This window comes from Microcella alkalica, assembly GCF_014137945.1.
Lineage (GTDB): Bacteria > Actinomycetota > Actinomycetes > Actinomycetales > Microbacteriaceae > Microcella > Microcella alkalica.
Genome location: NZ_JACGWX010000001.1, coordinates 180,298 through 205,044 on the forward strand (window position 1 = coordinate 180,298; position 24,747 = coordinate 205,044).

The following is a 24,747-nucleotide window of genomic DNA, read 5'->3' on the forward strand; positions in this document are numbered from 1 at the left end:
CGGTCGCCCGTCAGTGGTCGCTCCTAGACTCTGAGCCGTGACTGACGCGCAGCCTGACGAGCACACTGCCGAGCACCCCGTTGAGCACCCTGCCGAGCACCCCGTCGACGAGCTCACCCGCGATGCGGCGCGCGCCGAGGTCGAGGCGCTCACGACGCGCATCCTCGAGCTGCGCGACGCGTACTACGCGCGCGACGAGCTGCTCGAGGACGACGCCACGTACGACGCGCTCGTGCGCCGCCTCGAGCTCATCGAGCACGCCTTCCCCGAGCTGCAGAGCCAGGATTCCCCGACCCAGACGGTCGGCGGCCGCGCCGAGACGACCCTCTTCGCCCCGGTCGAGCACGCCGAGCGCATGCTGAGCCTCGACAACGTCTTCAGCGCCGACGAGTTCGCCGAGTGGGCGGCGAAGGTCGAGCGCGACGCGAACCGCCCGGTCGCCTACCTGTGCGAGCTCAAGATCGACGGCCTCGCCCTCAACCTCCGCTACGAGCGCGGCGTGCTCGTGACGGCGGCGACGCGCGGCGACGGCCGCGTGGGGGAGGACGTGACGCAGAACGTCCTGCAGGTCGCGGGCATCCCGACCCGGCTCGCGGCCGATGCGGTCGAGTTGCCCGAGCTCGTCGAGGTGCGCGGCGAGGTGTTCATCCCGAAGGCGGCGTTCGATGAGCTCAACGCCCTGCAGCGCGAGGCGGGTGAGCGCGAGTTCGCGAACCCGCGCAACGCCGCGAGCGGCAGCCTGCGTCAGAAGAGCGAGGGCAAGAACGCCGCGCAGCTCGCGCGCATGCAGGACCGTCTGAGCCGGTTGCGGATGCTCGTCCACGGCATCGGCGCCTGGCCGAACCCGCCCGTCGCAGCCCAGAGCGAGGTCTACGGCCTCCTCGAGCGCTGGGGCCTGCCGACGAGCCCGTACGTCGAGGTGCACGACTCGGTGGAGGGCGCCGCGGGCTTCATCGCCCGGTACGGTGCCGATCGGCACAGCGTCGAGCACGAGATCGACGGCGTGGTCGTCAAGGTCGACGAGCTCGAGCTGCACGACGAGCTCGGTGCGACGAGCCGCGCACCCCGCTGGGCGATCGCCTACAAGTACCCTCCCGAGCAGGTCAACACCAAGCTGCTCGACATCGTCGTGAGCGTCGGCCGCACGGGCCGCGCGACGCCGTTCGCGGTCATGGAGAAGGTGCGCGTCGCGGGCAGCGAGGTGCGGCAGGCGACACTCCACAATCAGGATGTCGTGAAGCTCAAGGGCGTTCTCATCGGCGACACCGTCGTCCTGCGCAAGGCCGGCGACGTCATCCCCGAGGTGCTCGGGCCGGTCGTCGAGCTGCGAGACGGCTCCGAGCGCGAGTTCGTCATGCCGACGAACTGCCCCGAGTGCGGCACCCCGCTCGCCCCGGCGAAGGAGGGCGACATCGACCTGCGCTGCCCGAACGCGCGCAGTTGCCCCGCCCAGGTGCGCGGCCGGGTCGAGCACATCGGCAGCCGCGGAGCCCTCGACATCGAGGCCCTGGGCGAGGTGAGCGCGGCCGCTCTCACGCAGCCCCTCGTGCCGAGCATCCCGCCTCTTGAGACCGAGGCGGGCCTGTTCGCGCTGACCATCGAGCAGCTGCTGCCGATCGAGGTCGTGGTGACGGATGCCGAGACCGGGCTCCCCAAGCTCGAAGCCGACGGCTCCGCTCGTCGCCGCTCGCCGTTCCGTCGCAACACCACGGGCGCCGAGAAGAAGCGGGGGCTGGAGGGCCCGCAGCCGAGCTCGGCCGCCCTCACCCTGCTGGCTGAGCTCGAGAAGGCGAAGTCGAAGCCGCTGTGGCGACTGCTCGTGAGCCTCAACATCCGCCACGTCGGGCCGGTCGCGGCGCGAGCGCTCGCCGACTGGTTCGGCTCGCTCGATGCGATCCGCGCCGCGAGCGCGGAGGAGCTCGCGGCCGTCGACGGCGTCGGCGCGATCATCGCCGAAGCAGTGCAGGACTGGTTCGCAATCGACTGGCACGTCGAGATCGTCGACCGCTGGGCCGACGCGGGCGTGCAGTTCTCGACCCCCGGCCACCCCGGCCCGGGCGCGGCCGACGCTGCCGGGGGAGTCCTCGCCGGGCTCACGGTCGTCGCGACGGGCACGCTCGAGGGCTTCACGCGCGAGGGGGCGCAGGAGGCGATCATCGCCGCCGGCGGGAAGGCCGCGTCGGGCGTCAGCAGGAAGACGGACTTCGTCGCGGCGGGCCCAGGCGCGGGGTCGAAACTCGCGAAGGCCGAGCAGCTCGGGGTGCGCATCATCGACGCCGCGCAGTTCGCGATTCTGGTCTCCGAGGGCCCCGACGCGCTCCCCGCACCGACCGAATAGGCGCGCGGCGTCGTAGAACGTTCTGTTTCGGCACCAACTCCGACCCTCGCGAACCCCTTTGACCACTCCAGTCACACGGGCAACAACCCTGGATTTCCGCGGATTCTCGGCCCGCGTGTCCTCCTTTTTGTGGACACGCATACGGCACAGGTGGTGAACATTGCGGACGAATCCCAATGAGACCCCCCGATCAGAGGGCATTTCCCCTAGCATGAAAACGCGTCAGTCGACCCCGGTTCGGGGTTGTCCCCCACTGATGCCCTAGAGGGGAACCCGACCTTGCTGCTTGAGGCAACGGCAGTTCTGCTGGCCTCGTTGACCGTCGCGACGGTCACGGGGCCCGCCAGCATGCCCCGCTCGAGCGCCGTCCCGCACTCCGTCACGATCGAGGCGCCCAACTCGATGCGCGTCGTCGACACCGTGATCGGAGGCGTCGATCCCTCGTCCCCGCAGATCGTCGACGCCGCAGCTGTGAGCGTTCCCGCACTGCGCACGGCCCGCCCGCTCGCCGAGCTGGCCTCCCTCGGCGGCACGAGCCTCCTGCGCGAGCTCGCCGCGACCTCGCCCGCGACCGTCGCGACGCTCGCCGACCGCCACCCCGATACCGTTCGGCAACTGCTCTCGTCGCCGCCTGCACCGAGACTCGTCGAGAGCTGGTGGCGCAACCTCGATTCGCGCGCGCAGCTCTCGCTCGCAGCATCCGCACCGGAGCTCGTCGGCAACCTCGACGGCGTTCCCTTCGCCACCCGTAACCACGCGAACCGCAGCGTGCTGCGCGACACCATCCGCGATCTGGAGCTGAGCCTCGTCGGCGAGACGAGCCGCGCGCTCGCGACGCAGAGCAACGAGCGCCTGCAGATGCTCTACTCCGTCGCCGACGCGCTCGGCCCGTCGACCGCGAACCCGCAGCGCCAGCTCATCACCCTCGACACCGAGGGGGCGGGCAAGGCCGCGATCGTGCTCGGCGACCTGCAGACCGCCGACTACGTCAGCTACCTCGTCCCCGGGATGTTCATCAGCGTCGGCGGCAACATCGTCGAGTGGACGGACACCGCCGCCCGCCTCTACGACGAGCAGGTGGCCTGGCTCAACCTCCTCGCCGACGTCGGCGCCGAGCCCGAGACCCGGACCGTCGCGACCGTGGCGTGGATCGGCTACCAGACCCCGCACCTTCTCAACGTCGGCAGCCTCGACCTCGCCTACGAGGGCCGCGACGCGATCAGCGACGCCCTCATCGGACTCGAGACGCTGCGCCGCAACGACCAGCCGCACGTGAGCCTGCTCGCCCACTCGTACGGCTCCACCGCGGCGATGCTAGCCCTGACCGAGACCGAGGCCTCGGTCGACTCGCTCGCGATGATCGGCTCGCCCGGCTCGCCCGTCACGACGGCCGAGGAGCTGCACGTGCGCGGCGCGGTCTTCGTCGGCGAGGCGGCGTGGGATCCGATCTCGAACAGCTCCTTCTTCGGCGGCGACCCCGGATCGAGCGACTTCGGCGCGGCCGCGATGAGCGTGCGCGGCGGCATCGACGTCGTCACCAACCAGGTCCTCGTCGGCTCGACCGGCCACAACGAGTACTTCAGCCCCGGCACCGAGGCGATGCGCAACATGGCGCTCGTCGGCATCGACAAGGCCGAACTCGTCACCGACGGCACCGAGCGCGACAGCGGTCGCACCCTCGCCCTCGCGCTCGACTGAGCCACGACCACCGCCGTCAGCGGCGCCTCGACCGCCGCCGACCGCCGACGCGCAGAACGATCCGTGCACGCTCCGCACGGCGGGCGCGTCCGAGCGCGGTGCTACTGTGCCCTGGCACCCCGCGCGAACGGATGAGAATGCTGAGACCGTCGTTCCTCGGGCCCGTGGCGGCGATGATGCTCCTGGGCCTCAGCGGGTGCGCCCTCGAGAGCGCGAGCGAGGTCTCCGACACCGAGGCCCGCGACCGCTTCATCGCGGTCATCGACGACACGCAGCGCACGGTCGGCGGCGACTGGCAGGTCGACGACGACCCCACCTCGCGCGAGTGCACCATTCCGCTGTGGGTGAGCGGCCATCGCTACCCGGCCCTCCGCATCGGCGAGGCCCCGGCCTCGGTCGAGCGCACCGCCGACGCCGTCGAGCAGGCGTGGCGCGACGACGGGATGTCCGTGGAGCGCCAGCTCGTCGGCGACGTCGTCGAGGTCTCCGCGACGAGCGAGTTCGGCGAACTGTTCATCCTCCGGGTCAGCGAGAGCGCCGCGACGCTCCAGGGCGAGAGCGAGTGCCGCCCGGCGGCCTGAGCCCCCGGCCGCCCGTCCGCGACGCAGCCCGCCCGCCCCGCAGCCCGCTCAGTCGGCCGCGAACACGAGCTCGACGCCCGGGCCGGTGAGCACGAGCTCGCCCGCGCTGCGCTCCGCCCGCTCGACTTCGCCGAGGGCGGCGTAGTAGCGGCCCTCGAGCTCCATCTGCTCCGGGTCGGCGCACGCCGCCTCGGTCGTCGCGAATGAGCCGAGCCCGAGGCCGCCCATCGACGGGTCGAGGGTGCCGCTGTAGCTGTTGCACGTGCTGCGGCCCGAGAAGTCGCGGCCCTCGACCTCGAGGGTGATGGGGCTCGCCGCGTCGATGAACGCGCCTCGAGCATCCGCCCCGCTCGTGAGCACCCACGCGCCCTGCAGGGGCTCCGCGGCGACGGTCGCGTCGGCGCAGCCGGTCAGGAGCGCCGCGAGCGCGAGCGGAGCGAGCAGCGCGAGGGCGCGCATCCGTCGTCTGATCGTGGTCATCGTCGACCGCCTCTCGGGAGGTTCCGCAGCGGATCAGGGTCGTGCTGCGCCCAGTATGGCCGCCCGCGGAACGCCCCGCGAGCCCTCACTAGACTGGGGGAATCCCCCCACTGACGGCCCTCGAGGGAGCTGCATGTCTGAGATCACGCCCGAGCGCGTCGCCCATCTGGCGATGCTCGCGCGCATCGCCCTGACCGACGACGAGATCGGGAAGCTCACGGGTGAGCTCGGCGCGATCGTCGACTCCGTGGCGAAGGTGCAGGAGGTCGCGACGCCCGAGGTCGCCGCGACGAGCCACCCGATCCCGCTCACGGGCGGCATGCGCCCCGACGTGCCCGGCCAGACGCTCACCACCGAGCAGGCTCTCGCGGGCGCGCCCGACCACGACGGCAGCCGCTTCCGCGTCACCGCGATCCTGGGGGAGGAGCAGTGAGCGACCACAGCGCCGATCAGATCATTCGCTCCACCGCCGCCGACCTCGCGCACCGCCTCAGCACGGGCGAGGTCTCGAGCGTCGAGGTCACGCAGGCCCACCTCGACCGCATCGCCGCCGTCGACGGCGACGTGCACGCCTTCCTCCACGTCTCCGAGAGCGCGCTCGAGACCGCCCGCCAGGTCGACGCCGACCGCGCCGCCGGTGTCGCGCTGCCCGAGCTCGCGGGCGTGCCGATCGCCATCAAGGACGTGCTCTGCACGCTCGACATGCCGTCGACGTCAGGGTCGAAGATCCTCGAGGGGTGGGTGCCGCCGTACGACGCGACCGTTGTCGCGCGCCTCCGCGCCGCCCGCATGGTGCCGCTCGGCAAGACCAACATGGACGAGTTCGCGATGGGCTCCTCCACCGAGCACTCGGCCTACGGCCCGACGAAGAACCCGTGGGATCTCGAGCGGATCCCCGGCGGCTCGGGCGGCGGCTCGGCCGCGGCCGTCGCCGCATTCGAGGCGCCCGTCGCGCTCGGCTCCGACACGGGCGGCTCGATCCGCCAGCCCGGCGCCGTCACCGGGACGGTCGGCGTCAAGCCGACCTACGGCGGCGTGAGCCGCTACGGCGCGATCGCCCTTGCGAGCAGCCTCGACCAGGTGGGCCCCGTGTCGCGCACGGTGCTGGATGCTGCGCTCGTGCACGACGTCATCGGCGGGCACGACCCCCGTGACGCGACGAGCATCCCCGACCAGTGGCCCTCGATGGCGGCGGCCGCGCGGCGCGGGCTGACGGGCGACGTGCTGAAGGGCATCCGCGTCGGGGTCGTGACGGAGCTCGAGGGCGAGGGCTTCCAGTCCGGTGTGAAGCAGCGGTACCACGAGACCCTCGACCTGCTGGCCGCGGCCGGCGCCGAGATCGTCGAGGTGAGCTGCCCGCACTTCGAGTACGCGGTCGCCGCCTACTACCTGATCCTTCCGGCGGAGGCGTCGAGCAACCTCGCGAAGTTCGACTCGGTGCGCTTCGGCATGCGCGCGGACGTCACCGGAACGGTCGAGGACGTCATGGCAGCGACCCGCGAGGCGGGCTTCGGGCCGGAGGTGAAGCGTCGCATCATCCTCGGCACCTATGCGCTGAGCGCCGGCTACTACGACGCCTACTACGGCAGCGCGCAGAAGGTGCGCACGCTCATCCAGCAGGATTTCGACGCCGCGTTCGAGAAGGCGGACATCCTCGTCTCGCCCTCGGCGCCGACGACGGCGTTCAGGTTCGGCGAGAAGCTCGCCGACCCGCTCGCCATGTACCTCAACGACGTCACGACGATTCCCGCGAACCTCGCCGGGGTGCCCGGCATGGGCCTGCCGATGGGCCTCGCGCCCGAAGACGGCCTGCCGACGGGTCTGCAGCTCATGGCGCCCGCGCGCCACGATGCGCGTCTCTACGAGGCCGGTGCAGCGATCGAGCGGTTGCTCGAGGTGCAGTGGGGCGGCCCGCTGTGGGCGATGGCCCCGGAGCTGCGGCAGGCGTAGCGCGTTCGGCCCGCTTCGGGCGCGACCGGGGCTCGGTTCCGGCGCGACTGCGGCGAGGTTCAAGCGCGATTGCGGCGAGGTTCAATCGCGATTGCGGCGCGATTCAAGCGCGACTGCAGCGAGGTTCGGGCGCGGTTTGAGCATGGTTGGGAACGCTGTTCAGCCTCGGCCCGCGCAGCCTGGCACCTGCGGCCGCACACCCACCGCGAGGCCGACCCGTTGTGGTTCACGCGGCCAGGTCGACGCTGGTTATCCCGAACCCGCTTGAGCGTGCGCGTGCGCGTACGCGTACTCTCATGCGGGCTGTCGGTCGCGTTCGCGCGGGCGCTCGCGGTCGCGTTCGAGTTCTATGATGGGGTTCTTGCTCCTGGCGGGCATCGGTCTCTGCTCGGAATCGACCGATCTGGGCGGGATCAGTACGAGCTCTCCGCTCGATCGTTCGAGTCGCCAGCCGTTGTTGTGAAGCAGTAGGTGATGGTGACGGCAGAGCAGCACGCCGTGAGCGAGGTCGGTCGTTCCGCCTTCGGACCAGGGCACGATGTGGTGCGCCTCCGTCCACGATGGCGGGCGGTCGCATCCGGGGAACCGGCAACCGCCATCTCGAGCGGCGAGGGCGATGCGCTGGCGGCGCGTGTACAGCCGCGTCTCGCGGCCGAGAGCGACGACGTCGCCCCGCGCATCGATGACGATCGGCACGGCACCGGACGAGCAGCGGTGCCGGTCAGCAGTCTCGATGCTCACGGGCTCGGACTGGCCCTCGATGCGAGCAATGCCGCGCCCGGCGCGGAGGTCCCGCTCGGCGACGATGACCTGCACGGCGGGGGAGCGGGTTCCGATGATCTCGGTGGGCGCCACGTCGCCGCCGAGGCGCACGAGGTCGACCAGCGCATCGAGGGCGAGCTGCTCGGTCGTGCGGAGGTCTGCTGCGATTCGCTCCGCACGGTCACGCTCGCCGGGGCTGACGAACCGCGGACCGCCGCGTCGCGGCGAGGTCGCGCCGTCGACCGCGTCGCGCACGAGTGCGGCCGACTCGGGGTCGAGCAGCCCGTTCAGGCGGGTCATTCCGTCGGGTTGGCGGCTCAGGAAGAGGTATCGGCGATCACGCATCGCCTGCTCGCGCTCGGCGACCTGCTCGGGCTGGCCTTCGAGGTCAAGAAGTGCGCGGGCGTCTCGCGCGTGCACGGCGAGCTGCTCGAGCGTGAGCAGTGCGGCCTGCGCGACGAGCTGCCGAGCTGCGGCGGCCAGCTGGAGGGCTGTCACGTGGTCGTCGGGCTGGCCGAGCGCGCGAGCGATCGCGTCGCCCGCCTCGACGCTCACCCGGGCCTCCGCGACCGCAGCGGCGACCGGCGCGAGCCACGCCTGCGTGCGAGCAGAGATGTCGGCTGCGGAGTGCGGATCGGCTGCGATCGCTGTCCGCTCGAGGAGCGACCCCATGCGCACGAGGGCGGCGGCGTCGCGGGCGCTGGTCGCGGTCAGCTGCTGGATGAGGTGCTGCGGGGTGCGACTGCCGAGCCGTTGCGCCAGGCCGTCGTGGCCGAGGGAGTGGTGCGAACGTCGGGCGATCTCATCCGCGAGGATCGCCAGATTGGTCTCGGTGCGGCGACGCAACTCAGCCAGCCGTGACTGCACCGCGAGCAGGGCATCGTCGGTGAGCTGCCCCACGGCCGACCCCGCGAAGAGCATGAGCGACGGCACGTCGAAGGTCGCGTCGGCAGCCGGGAGGCCGCTCGTCACGATGTTCGAGTAGGGCATGGCAAATTCTCTCGCAGTCTCGAACTGATGTACAGCCGCTGAGCCGACCTCGTGGACAAGATGCCAGCTTGCTCGCTGTGGAGGAGCGGCAGAGTCGAGTGGGCTGGTGAAAGTGGCTCCACCTCGCCCCGAAACCGCCCCTACCCCCGCCCACCGCACTCCCCAGCATCCCGCTTCGCCTGCAAGAATCGCCCCCGATGACCACTCGCCTCGCCAGCCTCGCCGCCTATACGGTGCTGCCGCTCGTCGGCGTGCTGCTGCTCGGCTGGGACTGGCGCGAGATCGTGCTGCTGTACTGGCTCGAGAACGTGAGCCTCGGCATCGCGATGCTCGTGAAGCTCATCAGGTCGGCTGACGCGCCGGGAGGCCACGACCCCGAGGTCGTCGGCACCCTGACCGTCAACGGCAATCGCGTGACGGGCCCCGTGTCAGGCCTCATCCTGGCCGGATTCTTCGCCCTGCACTACGGCATCTTCACCCTCGTGCACGGCGTCTTCGTGCTCCTCCTCATCAGCGGAATGTTCTTGCCCGGCGGCACCCCCGACGGCCCCATGAACGGGGGTGGCGCGCTCCTCGTCTGGGTCATCGCCGGCGCGATTCAGGTGATGGCGGCAATCATCGGCCCGCTACCCGCCCGACGCGGCTCGGCCCTCATGTTCAGCGCCTACCCGCGCATCATCGTGCTGCATGTCTCGGTCATCCTGGGCATCTTCGCCATCAGTGCGCTCGATTGGGATGCCGCGGCCGCCCTCCTCCTCATCGCCCTTCATGGGCTCGTCGACGGTGCGGGGTGGATGCTCTCCGCCGCCCGCGACCGCCGTGCGAGCAGCACGGTCGCATCCCCGCCCCCCGCCTAGGATTGGGGCATGGCGCGCGCAGAACTCATGGATTTCGACCAGGCCCTCGAACTGTTCGAGCCCGTGCTCGGCTTCGAGGTGCACGTCGAGCTGTCGACGCAGACGAAGATGTTCTCCGACGCCCCGAACCCGGCGTTCGGCGGCCACGAGATCACCGAGCCGAACACGGCGATCACGCCCGTCTGCCTCGGGCTTCCTGGCTCGCTGCCGGTCGTGAACGAGACGGCAGTGCGCTACTCGATCTCGCTCGGGCTCGCGCTCGGCTGCCAGATCGCGCCGACGAGCCGCTTCGCGCGCAAGAACTACTTCTACCCCGACCTCGCGAAGAACTATCAGATCAGCCAGTACGACGAGCCGATCGCCTTCGAGGGGATGCTCGAGGTCGAACTCGAGGACGGCACGCTCGTGCAGGTTCCCATCGAGCGCGCCCACATGGAGGAGGACGCCGGCAAGCTCACGCACGTCGGCGGCTCGACCGGCCGCATCCAGGGCGCCGAGTACTCGCTCGTCGACTACAACCGCGCCGGTGTGCCGCTCGTCGAGATCGTGACGAAGCCGATCTACGGCGCCGAGCACCGCGCGCCGGAGCTCGCGAAGGCCTACGTGTCGACGATCCGCGACATCGTGCGCGCGCTCGGCATCTCGGAGGCCCGCATGGAGCGCGGCAACCTGCGCTGCGACGCGAACGTCTCGCTGCGCCCGCGCGGGCAGGCTGCGCTCGGCACCCGCACCGAGACGAAGAACGTCAACTCGCTGCGGAGCGTCGAGCGGGCCGTGCGGTACGAGATCCAGCGCCAGGCGGCGATCCTCGCTGCAGGGGGGACCATCACGCAGGAGACCCGTCACTGGCACGAGGACACCGGCGCGACCTCGCCCGGCCGCCCCAAGAGCGACGCCGACGACTACCGCTACTTCCCCGAGCCCGACCTGCTGCCCGTCGCGCCGACGCCGCAGCTGATCGCCGAGCTGCGCGCCGCGCTCCCCGAGGCGCCGGCCGCTCGCCGTCGTCGCCTGAAGGAGGAGTGGGGATTCAGCGACCTGGAGTTCCGCGACGTCGTGAACTCGGGCCTGCTCGTCGAGGTGACCGACACGGTCGCCGCGGGCGCCTCACCCCAGCAGGCGCGCAAGTGGTGGACGGGCGAGATCGCCCGCATCGCCAACGCGCAGAACGCCGAGCCGGCCGCGCTCATCTCGCCGCAGCATGTGGCCGAGATCGTGGCGCTCGTCGAGTCGGGTGCCCTGACCGACCGCCTTGCTCGTCAGGTCGTCGAGGGCGTCATCGCGGGGGAGGGTTCACCCGCTGTTGTCGTGTCGGCTCGTGGGCTCGAGGTCGTCTCGGACGACGGCGCGCTCATCGCCGCGGTCGACGCGGCGCTCGCGCAGCAGCCCGACGTGCTCGAGAAAATCCGCGACGGCAAGGTGCAGGCCGCCGGAGCGGTGATTGGCGCCGTCATGAAGGCGATGGGCGGCAAGGCTGACGCGGCTCGTGTGCGCGAGCTGGTGCTGGAGCGCGCTGCGCAGTAACGAGACTCAGCGCCGGCCGGCGTCGAGACTTGTACACACTTCGTCAACTCAAGTTGACATCACAGGAGTCACCGTTACACTTGTGACACTTACCGACGCGACGTCAACGCTAGACGGCGCTAACGTCAATCAACGCTCAGACCATTGATGTCAACTCTTTGAGCCCAAGACAGGTCTATTATGCCCACCCTGAATCACTCCGATTTTGATACCGAATCTTTGCGCATCCTCGAGGCGGCCGAAAGTGCCCTTCCGGAGGGCAAAGTCCGAGATGCAATTTCCGCCATCAGAGAGGCTTCTAACGGCTCCACTGCCGTGGTTCTCGCCGCGACTGAGGAGTTCAGCACCACCGAGGCTGCATCCATTCTTGGAATCAGTAGACCTCATCTCTACAAAATTCTTGACTCTGGAGCGCTTCCATTTAAGACTGTTGGAAAGAACACTCGACGCGTGAGCGGTGAAGACCTTTATCGATATCTCGATCAATTCGCAGCAGCGCGTAAGTTTGCAGCTCAGGCTGTATTTGATGGCCAGCGCCTTGAGGACCGAGCTCTCAACGACATGTAGCCTTGCGGTTCGGCAGGTAAGGTTGGACTCGTGGTCTTTCATCGACGAGTCACTTTCCGTTGTCTACTGGAAGATCTCACGGGTTGGAGCGACGCCAGCCACGCTAGTTTTGCAACTCGCCTGGCTGGCGTCACGCGCGATTGCGCTGCCGGTCGTCAACCGCGAGATGTTGTCGCCCAGACGCTGAGGTCGGGCCCTCATCTGTCCAAGCTGGACCATTCGGTCATTCGCTACTTCGACCGGATCTTCGCAGTTGATGAGCCTGAAATAAAGCGCGAATCAATCAGCGCTGTGACGGACCGTCTTTGGTGGAAGTTGAAAACGGCGCGCTGGCGTGGGGCGGCGCTTCCTGACCTGAACTCTGAAGTGGTCTGGTTGTGCGTTGCAGGACTGAGGTCTGCCGGATCAAGGGAGGACTTTTACGAGCGATTCGAACGTGAATGCTCGACAGATTCAAGTATGTTCCTTCCCGAAGAAGCTGATGAGCTACTGCGAGAAATCGAACAGGACCAAGTCAGACTTAGTGCGTGGCGGCTACAGCTTCAAGTGTCGATTCTGGTGATGATTGGTCATGCTGTGGCGGGCGCTCCACCGTCCGCGGCGTTGTCGGTGCGTCACCCGAAGAGAGATGACACACTTGCAAGTGTCTCCGTCTCGATTGACGAGTTGACAATCGACGGGGACACATTGACCGAGGCGCTAGTCGTGCTGGAGATAGCTCCGGGTGCTGACGAAGCTTGGCGGCCGCTTCTCTCGCAAATCGTGGTGGGCACGCTATCGTCCACGGTCGAGGACGTCAGGATTGCGCCCCTCGGTAGTCCGGGTGAGTTTGCGTTGTCGTACGGCGTCTACGTCGATCAGGAATTAAGCGACGAGGTCGAGCGCGCGCTAGAAAATCGGCGTCCATTGCGTCTGTCTGGGGACATCCATCAGGGAGCCATTGCACATTTCTCGCCACGCGAACACTTGACTGAGGCCACCGTCGAAGGTTTCCCAGTGGAGGCGCTGTGCGGGCACTGGTTCGTGCCATCTGCGGACTTCCTCGGGAAGCCAACATGCTCGGTGTGCAGCGAAAGGTACGACAGCCTGACGCCTGAGGCCTGACGGTGCATTAACCGCTACCGATGACCTAAGGCCGCGGGTCCTCCGCGTCGTACTCGCGCAGCGTCCGCTGCACGCGCAGGATGACCGCCGCAGCGACCACGATCACGAGCCCGCCCAGCAGCGGCGGGAACCACAGCAGCGCCGTGATGCTCAGCACCCCCACGTAGAGGTCGCCGACGCGCGGCCCTCCCGTGACGACGACGGTGAAGAGGCCCTGCAGGCGCCCGCGCATCGCATCCGGAACCGACGCCTGCAGCATCGTGTTCCGGTAGATCATGCTCACGCTGTCGGCCGCGCCCGAGAGCGCGAGCAGCACACTCGCCGCGATGAGCGCCGGCCAGTTCACCGACGACCAGGACTCCGATACCGGCTCACCGGAGAGCGCCGCGAGCAGCAACACGACCCCGAACCCGATGATCGTCGCCCCGTAGGCCACGACTCCCGCGATCACGCCGAGCCCCTGCCGACGCACCGCGCCGAGCCGGCCCGACAGCAGTCCGAGCCCGAGCACCCCGACCGCGATCGCCGACGTCAGCACGCCGACCGTGATCGCCCCGCCGCCGATGAGCAGCGCCCCGATCGCCGGAAACAGTACGCGCGGGTTGCCGAACGTCATGGCGAAGATGTCGAGCAGGAACGACGCGCGAATGTTCGGCGCCACCCGCATGAACCGGATCCCCTCCACGACCGACCGCAGCCCCGGCTTGAGCACCTCGCCCTCCGGCTTCACCGACGGCAGCGTGTAGAGGCCGAAGAAGGCTGCGATGAACAAGAACGTGTCGATCGTGTACGTCCACGAGATGCCCACCGACGCCACGAGCACGCCCGCGAGCGCCGGACCGACCGTCAGCATGAGACCGCCGCTGATCCCGCCGAGCGCCCCCGCCGCCGGCAGCAGCTCGCGCCGGATCAGCCGCGGCACGATCGCCTGCCTCGCCACCCCCACCATCGTCGCCGCGACCGTGTTGACCGTGATGAGCAGATACAGCGGCAGGACCGGTTCCGCCCCCGACCACGAGTACACCGCGAGCCCCGCCGTCGACCCCCACGCGACGATCGCCGACAGCAGCGCGACGATGCGCCGATCGAACGAGTCGGCCAGCACGCCGCCGTAGAGCCCGAACACGACCATCGGAACGAGGGCGAACGCCGCCACGTACGAGACGGCCAACGTCGACTGCGTGCGGTCGTAGACATCCAGGCCCACCGCCAGGATCGTCATCTGGCTGCCGATGCCCGTGATCGTGCCGCCCACCCACATGCGGGCGAACGCGGGGCTCTCCCGCAGCGGAGCGAGGTCGACGAGATGGCCGCGGGTGAGCGACGCGCGAGGAGCGGTGATGGTGGCCTCCGAAGAAAAACGCACCGGCGAGGGATGTCCGCGGTGCGACCCTCCATGCAATCACGACCGCGCCGCCCGCATTCCCCGCGCGGCCCCCGTCGCCCGTCGGTGCAACACTGTCGGAATGCCCGTCGCCTTCGACTTCGACGCCGCCCTCTTCGAGTGGAGCGGCAACGCCGCCTGGCACTTCGTCGCCGTGCCCGAGCCGATCAGCGACGAGATCGCCGCCCGCATGGAGGGCTTCACCCGCGGGTTCGGGAGCGTGCGCGTGAAGGTGCGCATCGGCGGAACCGAGTGGGCGACGAGCGTCTTCCCCGACTCCACGACGGGCTGCTACCTCCTGCCCGTGAAGAAGGCCGTCCGCCAGGCCGAGGGGCTCGCCGCCGGCTCGACCGCGCGCGTGCACCTCGAGCTCGCCGACATGCGCCCGTAAGCCTTAGGCGTACGTGACGCCCGTCATGCGCTCCGACTCGCTCCACAGCAGCTCGCCGATGCCCGGCTCGAGCGCCCCATCCGGTACCGCCGCGTGCGTCGTGCCGCCGCGCAGCTCGCGGCGCCCGTTCGGGCCGTAGTAGCCGCCCGGCTCGACGTCGGGGGCGGTCGCGACATAGATGGAGGGGCGCGCTCCGGCGGCTCCCGACTGACCGACGAGCAGCGACAGCGTCATCGCCCACTTCGGGATCGGCTTCTTGCCGAAGCGCGGCCCGTTCGAGGCGAGGTTCGTCGTGCTGAAGCCGGGGTGCGCGGTGACCGACGTGAGTCCCCAGCCCGTGGCGTCCGACCGCGCCTGCAGCTCGCGGCCGAACACGAGGTTCGCGAGCTTCGTCATCGCGTACACGCGCCACGCGTCGTACGCAGCCTCGCCGACGAGCGCCTCGCGCGTGATGCGCCCGGGCCGCGCGGCGATGCTCGCGGTCGACACCACGCGCGGAGCTTCCGCCGCCCGCAGCGCCGGCAGCAGCAGCCCCGTGAGGGCGAACGGCCCGAGGTGGTTCGTGCCGAACTGGAGCTCGAACCCGTCGGCGGTCTCGAGGCGCTCGGGCACCGCCATGACTCCGGCATTGTTGACGAGGATGTCGAGGGGGCGCGACTCCGCCACGACCTGCGCCGCGAAGGCGCGCACGCTGTCGAGCGACGCGAGATCGAGCGACCGCACCTCGAGCGAGCCGCGAGGCGAGCGGGCGAGGAGCTCGCGGCGAGCATCCGCCCCCTTCGACGCGTCGCGCGAGGTCATGATCACGTCAGCGCCGGCGGCGGCGAGAGCGCCGGAGATATCCAGGCCGAGACCGCTGTTCGCCCCCGTCACGATGGCGAGACGACCCGTCAGGTCGGGCAGCGGGCGGTCGAGGGCGGGTCGGCGAGGCATGCGTCATTCCTATTCGACGGCCGCTGGGAGAAGGTCGGCGCCGGCGGGGCTCACTCCGTCAACGGAGGCGCGGCGGGGTCTGCGGCGTGGTCGGGCACCCGGTCCGGCTCATTCCACGACCGGACGACGCCCCACGCGACGGCCGCGATCGGCACCGCGAGGATCGCCCCGATCACCCCGCCGAGGATGGTGCCGACGGCGAGGGCGAGGAGGATCACGAGCGGGTGCAGCTTGACCGCCTGCGACAGGACGATCGGCTGCAGGAAGTCGCCCTCGAGCTGGTTGACGGCGATCACCACGATCACCACGATGAGCGCGATGATCGGGCCGTTCGCGACCAGTGCGACGAGCGCGGCGAGGATGCCCGCCGCCGTCGCGCCCACGATCGGGATGAAGGCGGCCAGGAACACGATCGCGGCCAGAGGCAGCGCGAGCGGGACACCCAGCAGAGCCAGCGCGGCGCCGATCGCGACCGCGTCGACGAGCGCGACGATCGCCGTGCCGCGCACGTAGCCGCCGAGCGTCGTCACCGTCATGCGGCCCAGGCGCCGGCCGCGGGTGCGCGAGCTCGGCGAGACGGGCTTCAGCAGGAACTCCCACATGCGATCGCCGTCCTTCAGGAAGAAGAACAGAATCACGAGCAGCAGCGCGAACCCGGCGAGGAGCTCGCCCGCGAAGCTGACGCCCGCGAGCGCGCCCGAGCCGAACTGGCTGCTGCTGACGAAGTCGGTGACCTGCTCGCCGATCGAGTCGGGGTCGACGTCGTCGATGAGATCGCCGATCGGCAGCGGTCCCGTGCGGATGAGCTCGAGCAGCTCGTCGAAGCCCTGCGACGCCGACTCGACGAGTTCGGGCCACTGGCGGCGCACCGCGAAGGTGATGAGCGTGATGACTCCGGCGAGCAGCGACAGCGCCAGCAGCAGCACGAGCCACGCCGCCGCGAGCGCGGGCACTCCGCGCCGCCTCGCCCACCCGACGAGCGGCGCGAACGCCGACCCGAGCACGAGCGCCAGCAGCAGCGGGATCACCACGAGCCGCAGCTGCACGAGCCCGTAGATCACGGCGATCGCGGCGATGCCGATCACGATGATCTGCGCGCTCCGCACGGCGACGCGCCCGAGGCGGTCGGTCATCAGGGCGCTCAGAGCGGGGCGGGGTCTGATCTCCGTCATCGCCCCAGCCTGGCACGCCGGTCGATTCGAGGCAGGGGATGCGCACTGCCTGCGTTCAGATCCCGTCCCCACGCAGCGCGAAGGGCCCGGCGCCACCGCACCGAGCCCTCCGCCGTCTGTGCCCCGACTGCCGCGCCGGGGGAGCAGCGTCTACGCGTGCTGGCCCGCGTGGACGCCCTCGCTGATCTCCTCCAGGACCTTCGCGCAGAACGCAGGCAGATCGGCCGGCGTGCGGCTCGAGACGAGACCCTGATCGGTCACGACCTCCTCGTCGACCCAACGCGCGCCAGCGTTGACGAGGTCGGTGCGCAGGGACGGGTAGCTCGTGTTCTCGCGGTCGCGCACGACGTCCGCCTCGGTGAGGATCCACGCACCGTGGCAGATGACACCGACGGGCTTGCCCTGCTCGAAGAAGCGCTTCGTGAAGGCGACGGAGTCGGCGTCCATGCGCAGGTGGTCGGCGTTGACGACGCCGCCGGGGAGCACGAGCGCGTCGAAGTCGTCGGCCGAGACGTTCGCGACGGCCGCGTCGACCGCCTGCGAGTGGCCCTTCTTGCCCTCGACCGAGCCGTCCTTCGGCGATACGAGCGTCGGCGTCGCGCCGGCGTCGCTCACGGCATCCCACGGCGCCGTGAGCTCGCTGTCCTCGTATCCGTCGGTGAGCAGGAAGGCGACGGTGCGTCCGGTTATGTCTGCCATCAGATCTTCTCCTTCGGTTCGATGCGTCGGCCACGCTAACGACGTCGACGATCCACCGGGGCGCATTGCCAGGTGGCACCAAGCCGGCGGACACGCGGCGTCCAGGCGCGGTTTTTCGTAAGGTGGTGCACATGTCGGCGGCCCTGGTGCCATCAGACTGACGCGCTGCTGCTGACCGCGCGCGTCACGGGCGGTCCGTCTCGATTCGGGTTCGAGGCGGGCCGCTCTGCTTCATGCTGGAGGGCGGCACCGGCTCGCCTCCCGACCCGGCTACCGCTGCCGCAGCCGGATCAGCCGCGTCTGCGTCGACTCGTCGAGCGCCGCGATCGAGTTGCGCGACTTCACGAACTCCGAGAACGACCCGAAGCCGAGCGCCTTCTCGTTGAACGAGGGGTCGAGCCGCACCATGAGGTTCTTGACCTCCGAGGCGTGCACCCACTCGCTGTCGACCTCGCGCTCGTGCGCCTGCTGCAGGGCCCGCATGAGCAGCTTCGTCCACGTCTTCTGCGATGCGCTCGAGACCGACGCGCTCGCGGCCGACCCGCCTGACGACGCACGCCGCGCGGTCGACTTCTTCGGGGCATCCTTCGTCGGGGTCTCGGTCGCCGCGGGCACCTCGACGGCGTCGTCGAGCTCGGCGGCGATGTGCTTCGCGGGGCGGATGCCCGGCATCGAGTCGTAGTCGGCGAACTCGTTGCACGCAGCGGCGAGCGACTTGCTCGTGCCGCCGGCGACGCCGACGCCGACGACGTACCGCCCGAGCCGCTTGGCGCGCTGGGCGAGCGGGATGTAGTCGCTGTCGCCCGCCGCGATCACGACGTGCGTGATGTCGGGCAGGCGGAAGAGGTCCTCGATGACGTCGACGGCGAGGCGGATGTCCGCCCCGTTCTTCATCTGCGCCGTGGCGGGGAAGAGCTGGGTGAGGTCGACGGCGCGCTCCATGAGCTGCCCCTGGTAGCTCGCGTTGACCCCGACGGACCAGTCGGCGTACGCGCGGCTCACGACGACGTCGCCGAAGGAGGTCGCGTAGTCGAGGATGGCGCTGATGTCGACGGTCGCGGCGCGGATCTTCGCGAGCTGCTCCTCGCTCGCGCCCGTGAGGCCGGGGCCGAGGCGGTAGACGTTGTCCTTGCGCCACGCGCCGCGGCCGTGCACCTGGTCGTAGCGCGAGATGACGATGTTGTCGAAGTCGATGTAGACCGCGACGCGGTTCTCCGGATTCCCGGCCATGCGGCTCCCTCTCGATGGGGTCGGTGGAGCCGACCCGCTGCCCTCATCCTGTCAGTCGGCGGTGCCGCAGGCGCTCAGAACGGCGCCGGAAGGTCGAGCAGGGGCACGCCGTCGAGCGGCACGACGAGCACGGCGAGGGCGAGCAGGTTGAGCGCGACGATGCTCCAGAACACGGCGCGGAAGCCGGGCTTGACGGTCTTGTGCCGCCAGATGTTCTGCGCGACGATCGCGCCGGGCCAGCCGCCCGCGAACGCGACGAGGTGCAGGGTCGACTCGGGGGTGCGCCAGCCGCCCGTCGCGGCGTTGCGCTTGTCGCTCCAGTACAGGAGCGCCGAGGCGAGGCTCAGGCCGCCGTAGAGCGCGACGACCCAGGCGGGCATTTCCCACACGAGGAGCCCGAGCGCGAGCACGGTCACGAGCGTGCCGACGCTCAGCACGTCGACGAAGACGCGGGCCGCGGAGGCGGCGCCCCGCTGTCGCCCGCGGGCGAGGCCGTCGCTGCGCGGCATCGCGACCGCGCGGGCCACGCCCTCGATGCCGGCGTCGACGGCCTGCGCCCGCCCCGTCGCATCGACCTCGATGACGAAGTGCACCCGATCGCCGTTCGCGGGCCTGCGCTCGAGGGGGCCGAACGCCGAGACGTGAACGAAGACCTTCGGGCCGAGCACGTCTCGGCGGATGAACCCGAAGCCCCGGTCGTCGTTCCAGCGCGTGAGGACGCCGGAGTGCCTGGCGGTCGACGGCGGAGTCATGCGGCCACCTTCCCACACCTGAGGCACACCCCGCCCTGCGGAGCAAGCCTCTCCCCGTGCTGATCGATCCTCTGTACAGTGAGGCCATCGACGTTCCGTGAGCGATCGTCACACACAGCGCGGGGGCACCATGCACGGCACGGTACGGCACGGCTCGGCACGACACGACGGCACGCGCGACCACGGGGTGACGGATGCCCGCGAGCGCTCCCGGCATCGCGAACGCCCGATCGCCGCTGCGCTCGCCGTCGCGGGGCTGGCGATGCTCGCCGGCTGCGCCCCGAGCGTCGCGGACCAGCAGGCTCCCGTGTTCGCCTCGACCGAGTCCCGCTCGGACGAGGCCGTCACCGCGGCGTGCTGGCGCGTCGCCAACGCCATGAGCCTCGCCACCAACGCTCAGCGCGGTGCGGCGGAGGGGCGCTGGGCCGAGGCGGAGGCCGACGGCGCCTATCGCGCCGCCGCGCGCATCCTCAACTACATCCCCGTCCCGTCGAGCTCGCCCGTCGCACTGCCGCTCATCGTGCTGCAGGAGCTCGTAGACGCGCCCGCGGCCGGCGAGAGCGACCCCGGCCTAGACCCCGCCGACCCCGTGTGGCAGCGCACCGTCGACCGGGTCATGACGACGTGCATCGACGAGGGCGTCCCCGTCGTGATCGACGAGTGGACGTCGTGATGGGCGCCCTGCTCGTCCAGCGCACCGGTCGACCGCCGATGATGGCCCTCGACGGCCCCGCGTGGCAGCTCGATCAGCGCTCCGTGCCGACCACGTGGGTCGCCGTGTGGGATGCCCTGCGCTCCGGTCCCGGCGTCATCGCCGGCCCGTCCGCGCTCGGGGCGCCCGGCTCGCGCGCGGTGCTCGTCCCCTCGGTCATCAACCCCGAGCCCGGCACCTCGCTCGCCCCCGGCGGTCACGCCCTCGAGCCGGCGCACCTGCACAGCCCCGCCGACACGAGCATGCACGTCGTGCTGCCCGCCGAGCGCGCCGCTCTCGTCGTCGCGCAGGGCTGGGGCATCGCGTGCCCGCGGGCGGTCCACGGCACGGAGGTCATCCTGTTCGGCCCGCGCGACGAGGCCGAGCTCGACGTCGTGAGCGCGCTCGCGCGCGAGAGCGTGCGCTGGTCGCTCGCCCGCAACGGCGTGACGGTCTTCCAGCGCCGCGCGCCCGCGCCCGACGGGAGCGTCGCCGAGGTGGGCGCCGCCGTCCTCGCGACGGCAGCGCTGCTCGCGGCCTCGGTCGTCGGCGACGAGCTCGCCGACGCGGAGGAGCAGCGCGCGGGCTGACCGGCGTCAGCGCGCGAGGAGTCGATCCTCGGCGTCGTAGTCGAACCAGCACGCGGCGCCGTAGCGGGTGGCGAGGGCCGGGAACCGCTCGCGCCAGTCGGCGTCGCGGACGGCGTCGAGCATCCAGTCGACGGCGGAGCCGATCGTCGCGCGGTGCGAACCCACCGGCTCGTAGCCGAGCTCGACGCGCGCTGCCTCCATCGACAGCACGACGGGCCTCGGCACCGCCCACGGGTGCGCCCCGACGCCGTCGACGGGGCCGCCGTCGAGAAGGACGAACTCGGCGGTCCGGCCGAGGTGGGCGAGCACCGCGTGGCCGATCTCGAGCGCCGTCGGCGCCGGATCGTCGACGGCGTTGAGCACGCGCCGACCCGGCCGCTCGCCCGCGAGCCGCACGAGCTCGGCGACGTTGACGCTCGCGCTCGTGCTGAAGCGGCTCTCGCCGCGGTGCGCGAGCGGGATGCGCTCGCGGCCGTCGAGCGCGCGCTTGATGAAGAACCACTCCCGCAGCGCGGGGGAGTGCGGGCCGTGGATGGCCCCCGGCCGCAGGATCGTGACGGGAAGCCCGTCGATCGCGAGAAGGGCGCGCTCGAGCGCGGCCTTCTGCGCCGAGTAGCCCGGGTCGCCATCCGCGTCGACCGTCGCGTGCGACTCGGCGACCGGCACGGGAAGGACGGGGAAGTCGTCCTCGCCCGTCGCCGTGTCGAGCCAGGTCCCGCTCTCTCCGCGATAGACGGATGCCGTGGAGACTACGACGACGGAGCCCACGTCTCCGACGAGGCGGCCGTGCACCGCGGCATCGTCCGGCGCGAAGGCGAGGCAGTCCAGCACGAGGTCGGCGCCGCGGCAGAGGTCGACGAGCGCGTCGACGTCGGACCGCTCGACGAGCAACGTGCGGGCCTCCTGGAGGGCGCCGGCGGGAGTCGTGCGCTCACCGCGGTGCGCGAGCGTGACCGACCAGCCGTCGTCGAGGAGGGTGCGCGCGGTCGCGACCCCGAGTTGACCGGTACCTCCCAGGATCACCGCTCGTCGGCTCATGGTCCCGAGCCTATGGGGAAGTCGGGCCTCCTTCGCGGCTTCGCGCGCCGCTCGTGGGCTGTCAACCCCCTTCTCGTGGGTCGGGGCCGTGCCTACCGTGGCTGGCGCATCACACGACCCGAACGGCGCGACCGCGCCACCCGGGCATGAGGGAGGTCATCATGACGAGCACCATCCATGCAGATGTCGTTGTCGACGTTCCCGTCGGCGTCGCGTACGACCAGTGGACCCAGTTCGAGTCCTTCCCGGACTTCCTGAGCGGCGTCGACAGCGTCACCCAGCTGGACGATACGAAGCTCCACTGGGTCGTCTCGGTCGGCGGCGTCGAGCGCGAGTTCGATGCGGAGATCACCGAGCAGCGCCCCGACGAGGTCATCGCCTGGCGCAGCACGGAGGGCGAGCTCCACTCCGGTCGCGTCGTCTTCACGCCGGAGAGCGCGGAGTCGACCCGCATCGACGTCGAGATGGCCTGGGAGCCGAGCGGCTTCGTCGAGAAGGTCGGAGCGGCCCTCAACATCGACCAGGCGCAGGTCAGCAGCGACCTCCGCGACTTCAAGCGCCTGATCGAGGAGCTCGGAACGCCCGAGGGCGCCTGGCGCGGCGAGGTTCACGGCGGGACGGTCACCGACCGCGACAGCGACCTCGCGCGCGAGACGGGCTTCGACGAGCGCCCCAGCATGCTCTAGGGATCGCACGATAAAGCCCCCGGGCATGACGAAGGGCCCCGCCTAGGCGGGGCCCTTCGTGGTTCGTGCTCGACGACTAGGGCGTGTCTCCTAAGCGTTTGAGCCAGAGTGTAATGGCTCGCAGGACCGCGCCGCCGCGGTAGGTGAGCGCGAGTTTGTCGTATCTGGTGGCGAGCCCACGCCATTGCTTGTCTTCGTTGAAGCCGCGTTCGACAACGTTGCGACCCTTGTAGTCCTCGACGTCGTAGCTGACTGGTCGCCCGCCACGGGAGCCGCGACGCTGCCGGTGTCCCTGCTGGTCGGAGGGCTCGGGGATCACGGCGACGATCCCGCGTTCGCGCAGGCGGGTGCGGATGGCACGCGAGGAATACGCCTTGTCGCCGCGGACGCGGTCCGGTCTCGAGCGGGGCCTGCCCGGGCCACGCCGGCCAACTTTGAGGTGGTCCATGAGCACGGGGAACATCGGGGCATCGCCGGCCTGCCCGGGGCCGACCAGCACGACCAGCGGTAGCCCGCGGCCGTCGACGAGGTGGTGGATCTTCGTGCTCAACCCTCCGCGTGACCTGCCAATCGCGTGGTCAGGCGGCTCCTCCCGCAAATTCTTGTAACTCGATAGAGCCCCCTGTGTCGCGCGGGAGGTTCGTTGCGTGCTGATGCGCACGGTTGATGGTGGAGTCCACGCTGACGGCCCATTCGATCTCGCCCGCTGCGTCCGCGTCAGCGAGGATCTCGGCGTAGATACGATCCCAAGTGCCGTCTCCGCTGAACCGGCGATGACGCTTCCACGCGGTCTGCCACGGCCCGAACTCGGCGGGCAGATCACGCCACGGCGAACCCGTCCGATACCGCCACACGATCCCCTCCAGCACCCGACGATGCTCCTGAAACGGTCGCCCGCCCTTGCGGGAAGCGATCGGCATCAAAGGCTCGATCCGAGCCCAAGCAGAATCCGACAAAGTACGAGTACGCGTCACGCTCCCAGCCTGCCGCAACATCCCGCAGAGGTTACGAGACACGCCCTAGTCGTCGAGCGGGCGGTCCTTGCGCTTCACGCTCGAGTGGCGGGCGTGGTGCATGCCCGCGAGCCGCGAGTCCTCCGTGAGGTCGAGACCGTGGGTGCTCGCCGCGGCGATCGCCATCTGCTCGAGCCACTCGCGATCGATCTCGGGGTGGCGGCTTCCGCTGTAGCGGAAGTACATGGGGATGGAGGCGTCGATCCAGATGGCGCTGCGGCCATCGCCGACGGCGGGGGAGTCGCGCCAGCTGAAGAAGAAGTTCTCTCCGCGGCGAAGCTTCGCTGACATGACGATCTGCACGTGTGCGAGGACGCGGTCGTCGAACTGGATCTCCATCGAAGGCGATCCGTAAATGAGTGCACCCATGATGGTGCTCCTTCCGCTGCGCGGTGTGGTCGTGCGCAAGAAGTGAAAACCTGCCGCCGCTCGTTCGCAAGGGTAACGACCCGCGACCCCCTTGTGGGGGGTGGAACGGCTTTATTGCACCGATGAGACAGATCGGAACGTTCCGTCAACCCTGAGCAGGGGATCCGGCGGCGACCTGGCACAATGGGAGCACCATGAAGATCTTCGCCGTCGTCATCGCGCTCGTACTCTTCCTCGCGTCGTTCCCGCTGTTCGCGTACGCCTTCTGGGTTCCGGAGGAGTGGGCGGCGCTGACGTTCTTCCTCGGCATCATGTCGGTGACGCTGTCGCTCGCGATCCCGTTCAACCTCCTCGGTCGCCGCGACTGACCCCGGCGCCTCGCCACCGAGCGGCGAGCAGCGGTCGATCCGGGCGGCTCAGACGGTCTCGAGGATGCGCGCGGTGAACGCCCCGACCCGCTGAGCGAGCCCCGCGCTGCGCCGCGCGATGAGCTCGTCGCGCATGAGCCGCATCTCGCTCATGCCGGGAAAGATCCGGATCATGATCGAGCACGCGAGATCGGCGCAGATGTAGGTTCCGATCGAATTGCCGTCGCGACCGGCGCGACCGCCGCGGCGGGCGCTGAACATGAGCACCTGCGTCGCCGGCTGCGGCGTGTGGCACAGCGAGCACATCGCGCCGATCCCGGGACGCAGGGTGCTCGAGGCCGCACGGAGCACGACGCCGACCGGGCGGTCGTCCACCCAGTGCACGAGGTAGCCTCGCAGCGATCCCTGCGGGTCTCGCCAGCCGAGGAACTCGCGATCCTCCCAGACGACCTCGTGCAGACCGGGGAGCTCCATGCGGTCGATCTCGGCCGGGTCGGCATTGATGATCGAGGCGGCGATCTGATCGGCGGTGAGCGGCTTCATCCCCGCCAGGGTACGACAGCCGCCTGCGCCGGAGCGC

Annotated in this window: 26 protein-coding genes; 14 read left to right on the plus strand and 12 right to left on the minus strand. The window is 70.2% G+C overall.

The genetic code is table 11. From position 1 onward, the window contains the following. The first annotated feature begins 37 nt into the window (after positions 1–37). From ligA to FHX53_RS00860, 3 genes are all read left to right on the plus strand, one after another. Positions 38–2,338, plus strand: coding sequence for an NAD-dependent DNA ligase LigA (gene ligA / locus FHX53_RS00850; RefSeq protein ID WP_182489307.1), 2,301 nt, complete (start codon positions 38–40; stop codon positions 2,336–2,338). A 315-nt stretch (positions 2,339–2,653) separates the two neighbouring features. Continuing rightward, a complete protein-coding gene (locus FHX53_RS00855) occupies positions 2,654–4,036 on the plus strand; it encodes an alpha/beta hydrolase (protein ID WP_182489309.1) in 1,383 nt (460 codons plus the stop codon). Positions 4,037–4,173: 137 nt separating this feature from the next. Next, a complete protein-coding gene (locus FHX53_RS00860) occupies positions 4,174–4,617 on the plus strand; it encodes a hypothetical protein (RefSeq protein WP_182489311.1) in 444 nt (147 codons plus the stop codon). A gap of 48 nt (positions 4,618–4,665) precedes the next feature. On the opposite strand, the gene FHX53_RS00865 is transcribed toward FHX53_RS00860, so the two are convergent. Continuing rightward, the gene (locus FHX53_RS00865) at positions 4,666–5,097 is read right to left on the minus strand and encodes an META domain-containing protein (RefSeq protein ID WP_182489313.1); all 432 of its coding nucleotides are present in this window, start codon (positions 5,095–5,097) and stop codon (positions 4,666–4,668) included. 133 nt (positions 5,098–5,230) lie between these two features. Here FHX53_RS00865 and gatC point away from each other — a divergent pair, with 133 nt between their 5' ends. Both gatC and gatA read left to right on the plus strand, forming a co-directional pair. Then, a complete protein-coding gene (gene gatC, locus FHX53_RS00870; protein ID WP_182489315.1) occupies positions 5,231–5,530 on the plus strand; it encodes an Asp-tRNA(Asn)/Glu-tRNA(Gln) amidotransferase subunit GatC in 300 nt (99 codons plus the stop codon). Next, the gene (gatA, locus tag FHX53_RS00875) at positions 5,527–7,047 is read left to right on the plus strand and encodes an Asp-tRNA(Asn)/Glu-tRNA(Gln) amidotransferase subunit GatA (RefSeq protein WP_182489317.1); all 1,521 of its coding nucleotides are present in this window, start codon (positions 5,527–5,529) and stop codon (positions 7,045–7,047) included. The genes gatC and gatA overlap by 4 nt, the downstream gene beginning before the upstream one ends. A 294-nt stretch (positions 7,048–7,341) precedes the next feature. On the opposite strand, the gene FHX53_RS00880 is transcribed toward gatA, so the two are convergent. After that, the gene (locus tag FHX53_RS00880; RefSeq protein ID WP_182489320.1) at positions 7,342–8,799 is read right to left on the minus strand and encodes an HNH endonuclease signature motif containing protein; all 1,458 of its coding nucleotides are present in this window, start codon (positions 8,797–8,799) and stop codon (positions 7,342–7,344) included. 197 nt (positions 8,800–8,996) lie between these two features. Between FHX53_RS00880 and FHX53_RS00885 the strand changes: the two genes are divergently transcribed. The 4 genes from FHX53_RS00885 (at position 8,997) to FHX53_RS13950 (ending at position 12,851) form a co-directional block, all read left to right on the plus strand. Continuing rightward, the gene (locus FHX53_RS00885) at positions 8,997–9,656 is read left to right on the plus strand and encodes a DUF6498-containing protein (RefSeq protein ID WP_182489322.1); all 660 of its coding nucleotides are present in this window, start codon (positions 8,997–8,999) and stop codon (positions 9,654–9,656) included. A gap of 9 nt (positions 9,657–9,665) precedes the next feature. Continuing rightward, a complete protein-coding gene (gene gatB / locus FHX53_RS00890; RefSeq protein WP_182489324.1) occupies positions 9,666–11,180 on the plus strand; it encodes an Asp-tRNA(Asn)/Glu-tRNA(Gln) amidotransferase subunit GatB in 1,515 nt (504 codons plus the stop codon). Between the two features lie 180 nt (positions 11,181–11,360). Continuing rightward, positions 11,361–11,747: a helix-turn-helix domain-containing protein gene (locus FHX53_RS00895; RefSeq protein WP_182489326.1), complete on the plus strand. Its 387-nt coding sequence runs from the start codon at positions 11,361–11,363 to the stop codon at positions 11,745–11,747. A 30-nt stretch (positions 11,748–11,777) separates the two neighbouring features. Beyond that, positions 11,778–12,851 carry a DUF3039 domain-containing protein gene (locus FHX53_RS13950; RefSeq protein WP_182489329.1) on the plus strand — a complete coding sequence of 358 codons (1,074 nt, stop codon included), beginning with the start codon at positions 11,778–11,780 and terminating at the stop codon, positions 12,849–12,851. Between the two features lie 25 nt (positions 12,852–12,876). Here FHX53_RS13950 and FHX53_RS00905 read toward each other — a convergent pair whose 3' ends face one another. Then, on the minus strand, positions 12,877–14,217 hold the full coding sequence (locus tag FHX53_RS00905) for an MFS transporter (protein ID WP_343050720.1): 1,341 nt from the start codon (positions 14,215–14,217) through the stop codon (positions 12,877–12,879). Positions 14,218–14,317: 100 nt separating this feature from the next. Between FHX53_RS00905 and FHX53_RS00910 the strand changes: the two genes are divergently transcribed. Continuing rightward, positions 14,318–14,626 (plus strand): DUF1905 domain-containing protein, encoded by a 309-nt coding sequence (locus tag FHX53_RS00910; protein WP_182489331.1) that lies wholly within the window; start codon positions 14,318–14,320, stop codon positions 14,624–14,626. Positions 14,627–14,629: 3 nt separating this feature from the next. On the opposite strand, the gene FHX53_RS00915 is transcribed toward FHX53_RS00910, so the two are convergent. The 5 genes from FHX53_RS00915 to FHX53_RS00935 form a co-directional block, all read right to left on the minus strand. Then, on the minus strand, positions 14,630–15,559 hold the full coding sequence (locus FHX53_RS00915; RefSeq protein WP_182489333.1) for an SDR family oxidoreductase: 930 nt from the start codon (positions 15,557–15,559) through the stop codon (positions 14,630–14,632). Positions 15,560–15,609: 50 nt separating this feature from the next. After that, positions 15,610–16,731, minus strand: coding sequence for an AI-2E family transporter (locus FHX53_RS00920; protein ID WP_182489335.1), 1,122 nt, complete (start codon positions 16,729–16,731; stop codon positions 15,610–15,612). A gap of 150 nt (positions 16,732–16,881) precedes the next feature. Next, the gene (locus FHX53_RS00925; protein ID WP_182489337.1) at positions 16,882–17,430 is read right to left on the minus strand and encodes a type 1 glutamine amidotransferase domain-containing protein; all 549 of its coding nucleotides are present in this window, start codon (positions 17,428–17,430) and stop codon (positions 16,882–16,884) included. Between the two features lie 270 nt (positions 17,431–17,700). Beyond that, complete coding sequence (locus tag FHX53_RS00930; RefSeq protein ID WP_182489339.1) at positions 17,701–18,660, minus strand: NYN domain-containing protein; 960 nt, start codon at positions 18,658–18,660, stop codon at positions 17,701–17,703. A 74-nt stretch (positions 18,661–18,734) separates the two neighbouring features. Continuing rightward, a complete protein-coding gene (locus FHX53_RS00935; protein ID WP_182489341.1) occupies positions 18,735–19,412 on the minus strand; it encodes a DUF1294 domain-containing protein in 678 nt (225 codons plus the stop codon). A gap of 130 nt (positions 19,413–19,542) precedes the next feature. Between FHX53_RS00935 and FHX53_RS00940 the strand changes: the two genes are divergently transcribed. Next, entirely contained in the window at positions 19,543–20,085 is a 543-nt protein-coding gene (locus tag FHX53_RS00940; RefSeq protein WP_182489343.1) for a hypothetical protein, read from the plus strand. Further along, on the plus strand, positions 20,085–20,693 hold the full coding sequence (locus FHX53_RS00945; protein WP_484502638.1) for a luciferase domain-containing protein: 609 nt from the start codon (positions 20,085–20,087) through the stop codon (positions 20,691–20,693). Before FHX53_RS00940 ends, FHX53_RS00945 begins: the two co-directional genes overlap by 1 nt. Positions 20,694–20,699: 6 nt before the next feature. On the opposite strand, the gene FHX53_RS00950 is transcribed toward FHX53_RS00945, so the two are convergent. Continuing rightward, on the minus strand, positions 20,700–21,731 hold the full coding sequence (locus FHX53_RS00950; protein WP_182489347.1) for an NAD-dependent epimerase/dehydratase family protein: 1,032 nt from the start codon (positions 21,729–21,731) through the stop codon (positions 20,700–20,702). 161 nt (positions 21,732–21,892) lie between these two features. Between FHX53_RS00950 and FHX53_RS00955 the strand changes: the two genes are divergently transcribed. After that, complete coding sequence (locus FHX53_RS00955; protein WP_182489349.1) at positions 21,893–22,417, plus strand: SRPBCC family protein; 525 nt, start codon at positions 21,893–21,895, stop codon at positions 22,415–22,417. Between the two features lie 76 nt (positions 22,418–22,493). On the opposite strand, the gene FHX53_RS00960 is transcribed toward FHX53_RS00955, so the two are convergent. Further along, positions 22,494–23,391 (minus strand): IS5 family transposase gene (locus FHX53_RS00960; RefSeq protein ID WP_425488290.1). Its coding sequence is split into 2 segments (ribosomal slippage): positions 22,494–23,055 and positions 23,054–23,391, totalling 900 coding nucleotides; the frame shifts between segments, so codons are not numbered across the junction. A gap of 45 nt (positions 23,392–23,436) precedes the next feature. Next, positions 23,437–23,799, minus strand: coding sequence for a DUF7882 family protein (locus FHX53_RS00965; RefSeq protein ID WP_246335373.1), 363 nt, complete (start codon positions 23,797–23,799; stop codon positions 23,437–23,439). Positions 23,800–23,993: 194 nt separating this feature from the next. On the opposite strand from FHX53_RS00965, the gene FHX53_RS00970 reads away from it, so the two are divergent. Then, positions 23,994–24,167, plus strand: coding sequence for a hypothetical protein (locus FHX53_RS00970; protein WP_182489353.1), 174 nt, complete (start codon positions 23,994–23,996; stop codon positions 24,165–24,167). A 48-nt stretch (positions 24,168–24,215) separates the two neighbouring features. Here FHX53_RS00970 and FHX53_RS00975 read toward each other — a convergent pair whose 3' ends face one another. After that, entirely contained in the window at positions 24,216–24,710 is a 495-nt protein-coding gene (locus tag FHX53_RS00975) for an FBP domain-containing protein (RefSeq protein ID WP_182489355.1), read from the minus strand. Positions 24,711–24,747 lie beyond the last annotated feature (37 nt).

Coding starts and splice junctions, on each gene's coding strand:
- FHX53_RS00920 (WP_182489335.1), bottom strand. CDS start 16,731: ATGACGGAGATCAGACCCCGCCCCGCTCTGAGCGCCCTGATGACCGAC.
- FHX53_RS00865 (WP_182489313.1), bottom strand. CDS start 5,097: ATGACCACGATCAGACGACGGATGCGCGCCCTCGCGCTGCTCGCTCCG.
- FHX53_RS00880 (WP_182489320.1), bottom strand. CDS start 8,799: ATGCCCTACTCGAACATCGTGACGAGCGGCCTCCCGGCTGCCGACGCG.
- FHX53_RS00965 (WP_246335373.1), bottom strand. CDS start 23,799: ATGGGTGCACTCATTTACGGATCGCCTTCGATGGAGATCCAGTTCGAC.
- FHX53_RS00975 (WP_182489355.1), bottom strand. CDS start 24,710: ATGAAGCCGCTCACCGCCGATCAGATCGCCGCCTCGATCATCAATGCC.
- gatB (WP_182489324.1), top strand. CDS start 9,666: ATGGCGCGCGCAGAACTCATGGATTTCGACCAGGCCCTCGAACTGTTC.
- FHX53_RS00885 (WP_182489322.1), top strand. CDS start 8,997: ATGACCACTCGCCTCGCCAGCCTCGCCGCCTATACGGTGCTGCCGCTC.
- FHX53_RS00935 (WP_182489341.1), bottom strand. CDS start 19,412: ATGACTCCGCCGTCGACCGCCAGGCACTCCGGCGTCCTCACGCGCTGG.
- FHX53_RS00945 (WP_484502638.1), top strand. CDS start 20,085: ATGGGCGCCCTGCTCGTCCAGCGCACCGGTCGACCGCCGATGATGGCC.
- FHX53_RS00925 (WP_182489337.1), bottom strand. CDS start 17,430: ATGGCAGACATAACCGGACGCACCGTCGCCTTCCTGCTCACCGACGGA.
- FHX53_RS00910 (WP_182489331.1), top strand. CDS start 14,318: ATGCCCGTCGCCTTCGACTTCGACGCCGCCCTCTTCGAGTGGAGCGGC.
- FHX53_RS00915 (WP_182489333.1), bottom strand. CDS start 15,559: ATGCCTCGCCGACCCGCCCTCGACCGCCCGCTGCCCGACCTGACGGGT.
- gatC (WP_182489315.1), top strand. CDS start 5,231: ATGTCTGAGATCACGCCCGAGCGCGTCGCCCATCTGGCGATGCTCGCG.
- FHX53_RS00955 (WP_182489349.1), top strand. CDS start 21,893: ATGACGAGCACCATCCATGCAGATGTCGTTGTCGACGTTCCCGTCGGC.
- FHX53_RS00940 (WP_182489343.1), top strand. CDS start 19,543: ATGCACGGCACGGTACGGCACGGCTCGGCACGACACGACGGCACGCGC.
- FHX53_RS00860 (WP_182489311.1), top strand. CDS start 4,174: ATGCTGAGACCGTCGTTCCTCGGGCCCGTGGCGGCGATGATGCTCCTG.
- FHX53_RS00930 (WP_182489339.1), bottom strand. CDS start 18,660: ATGGCCGGGAATCCGGAGAACCGCGTCGCGGTCTACATCGACTTCGAC.
- FHX53_RS00895 (WP_182489326.1), top strand. CDS start 11,361: ATGCCCACCCTGAATCACTCCGATTTTGATACCGAATCTTTGCGCATC.
- FHX53_RS00950 (WP_182489347.1), bottom strand. CDS start 21,731: ATGAGCCGACGAGCGGTGATCCTGGGAGGTACCGGTCAACTCGGGGTC.
- FHX53_RS00970 (WP_182489353.1), top strand. CDS start 23,994: ATGAAGATCTTCGCCGTCGTCATCGCGCTCGTACTCTTCCTCGCGTCG.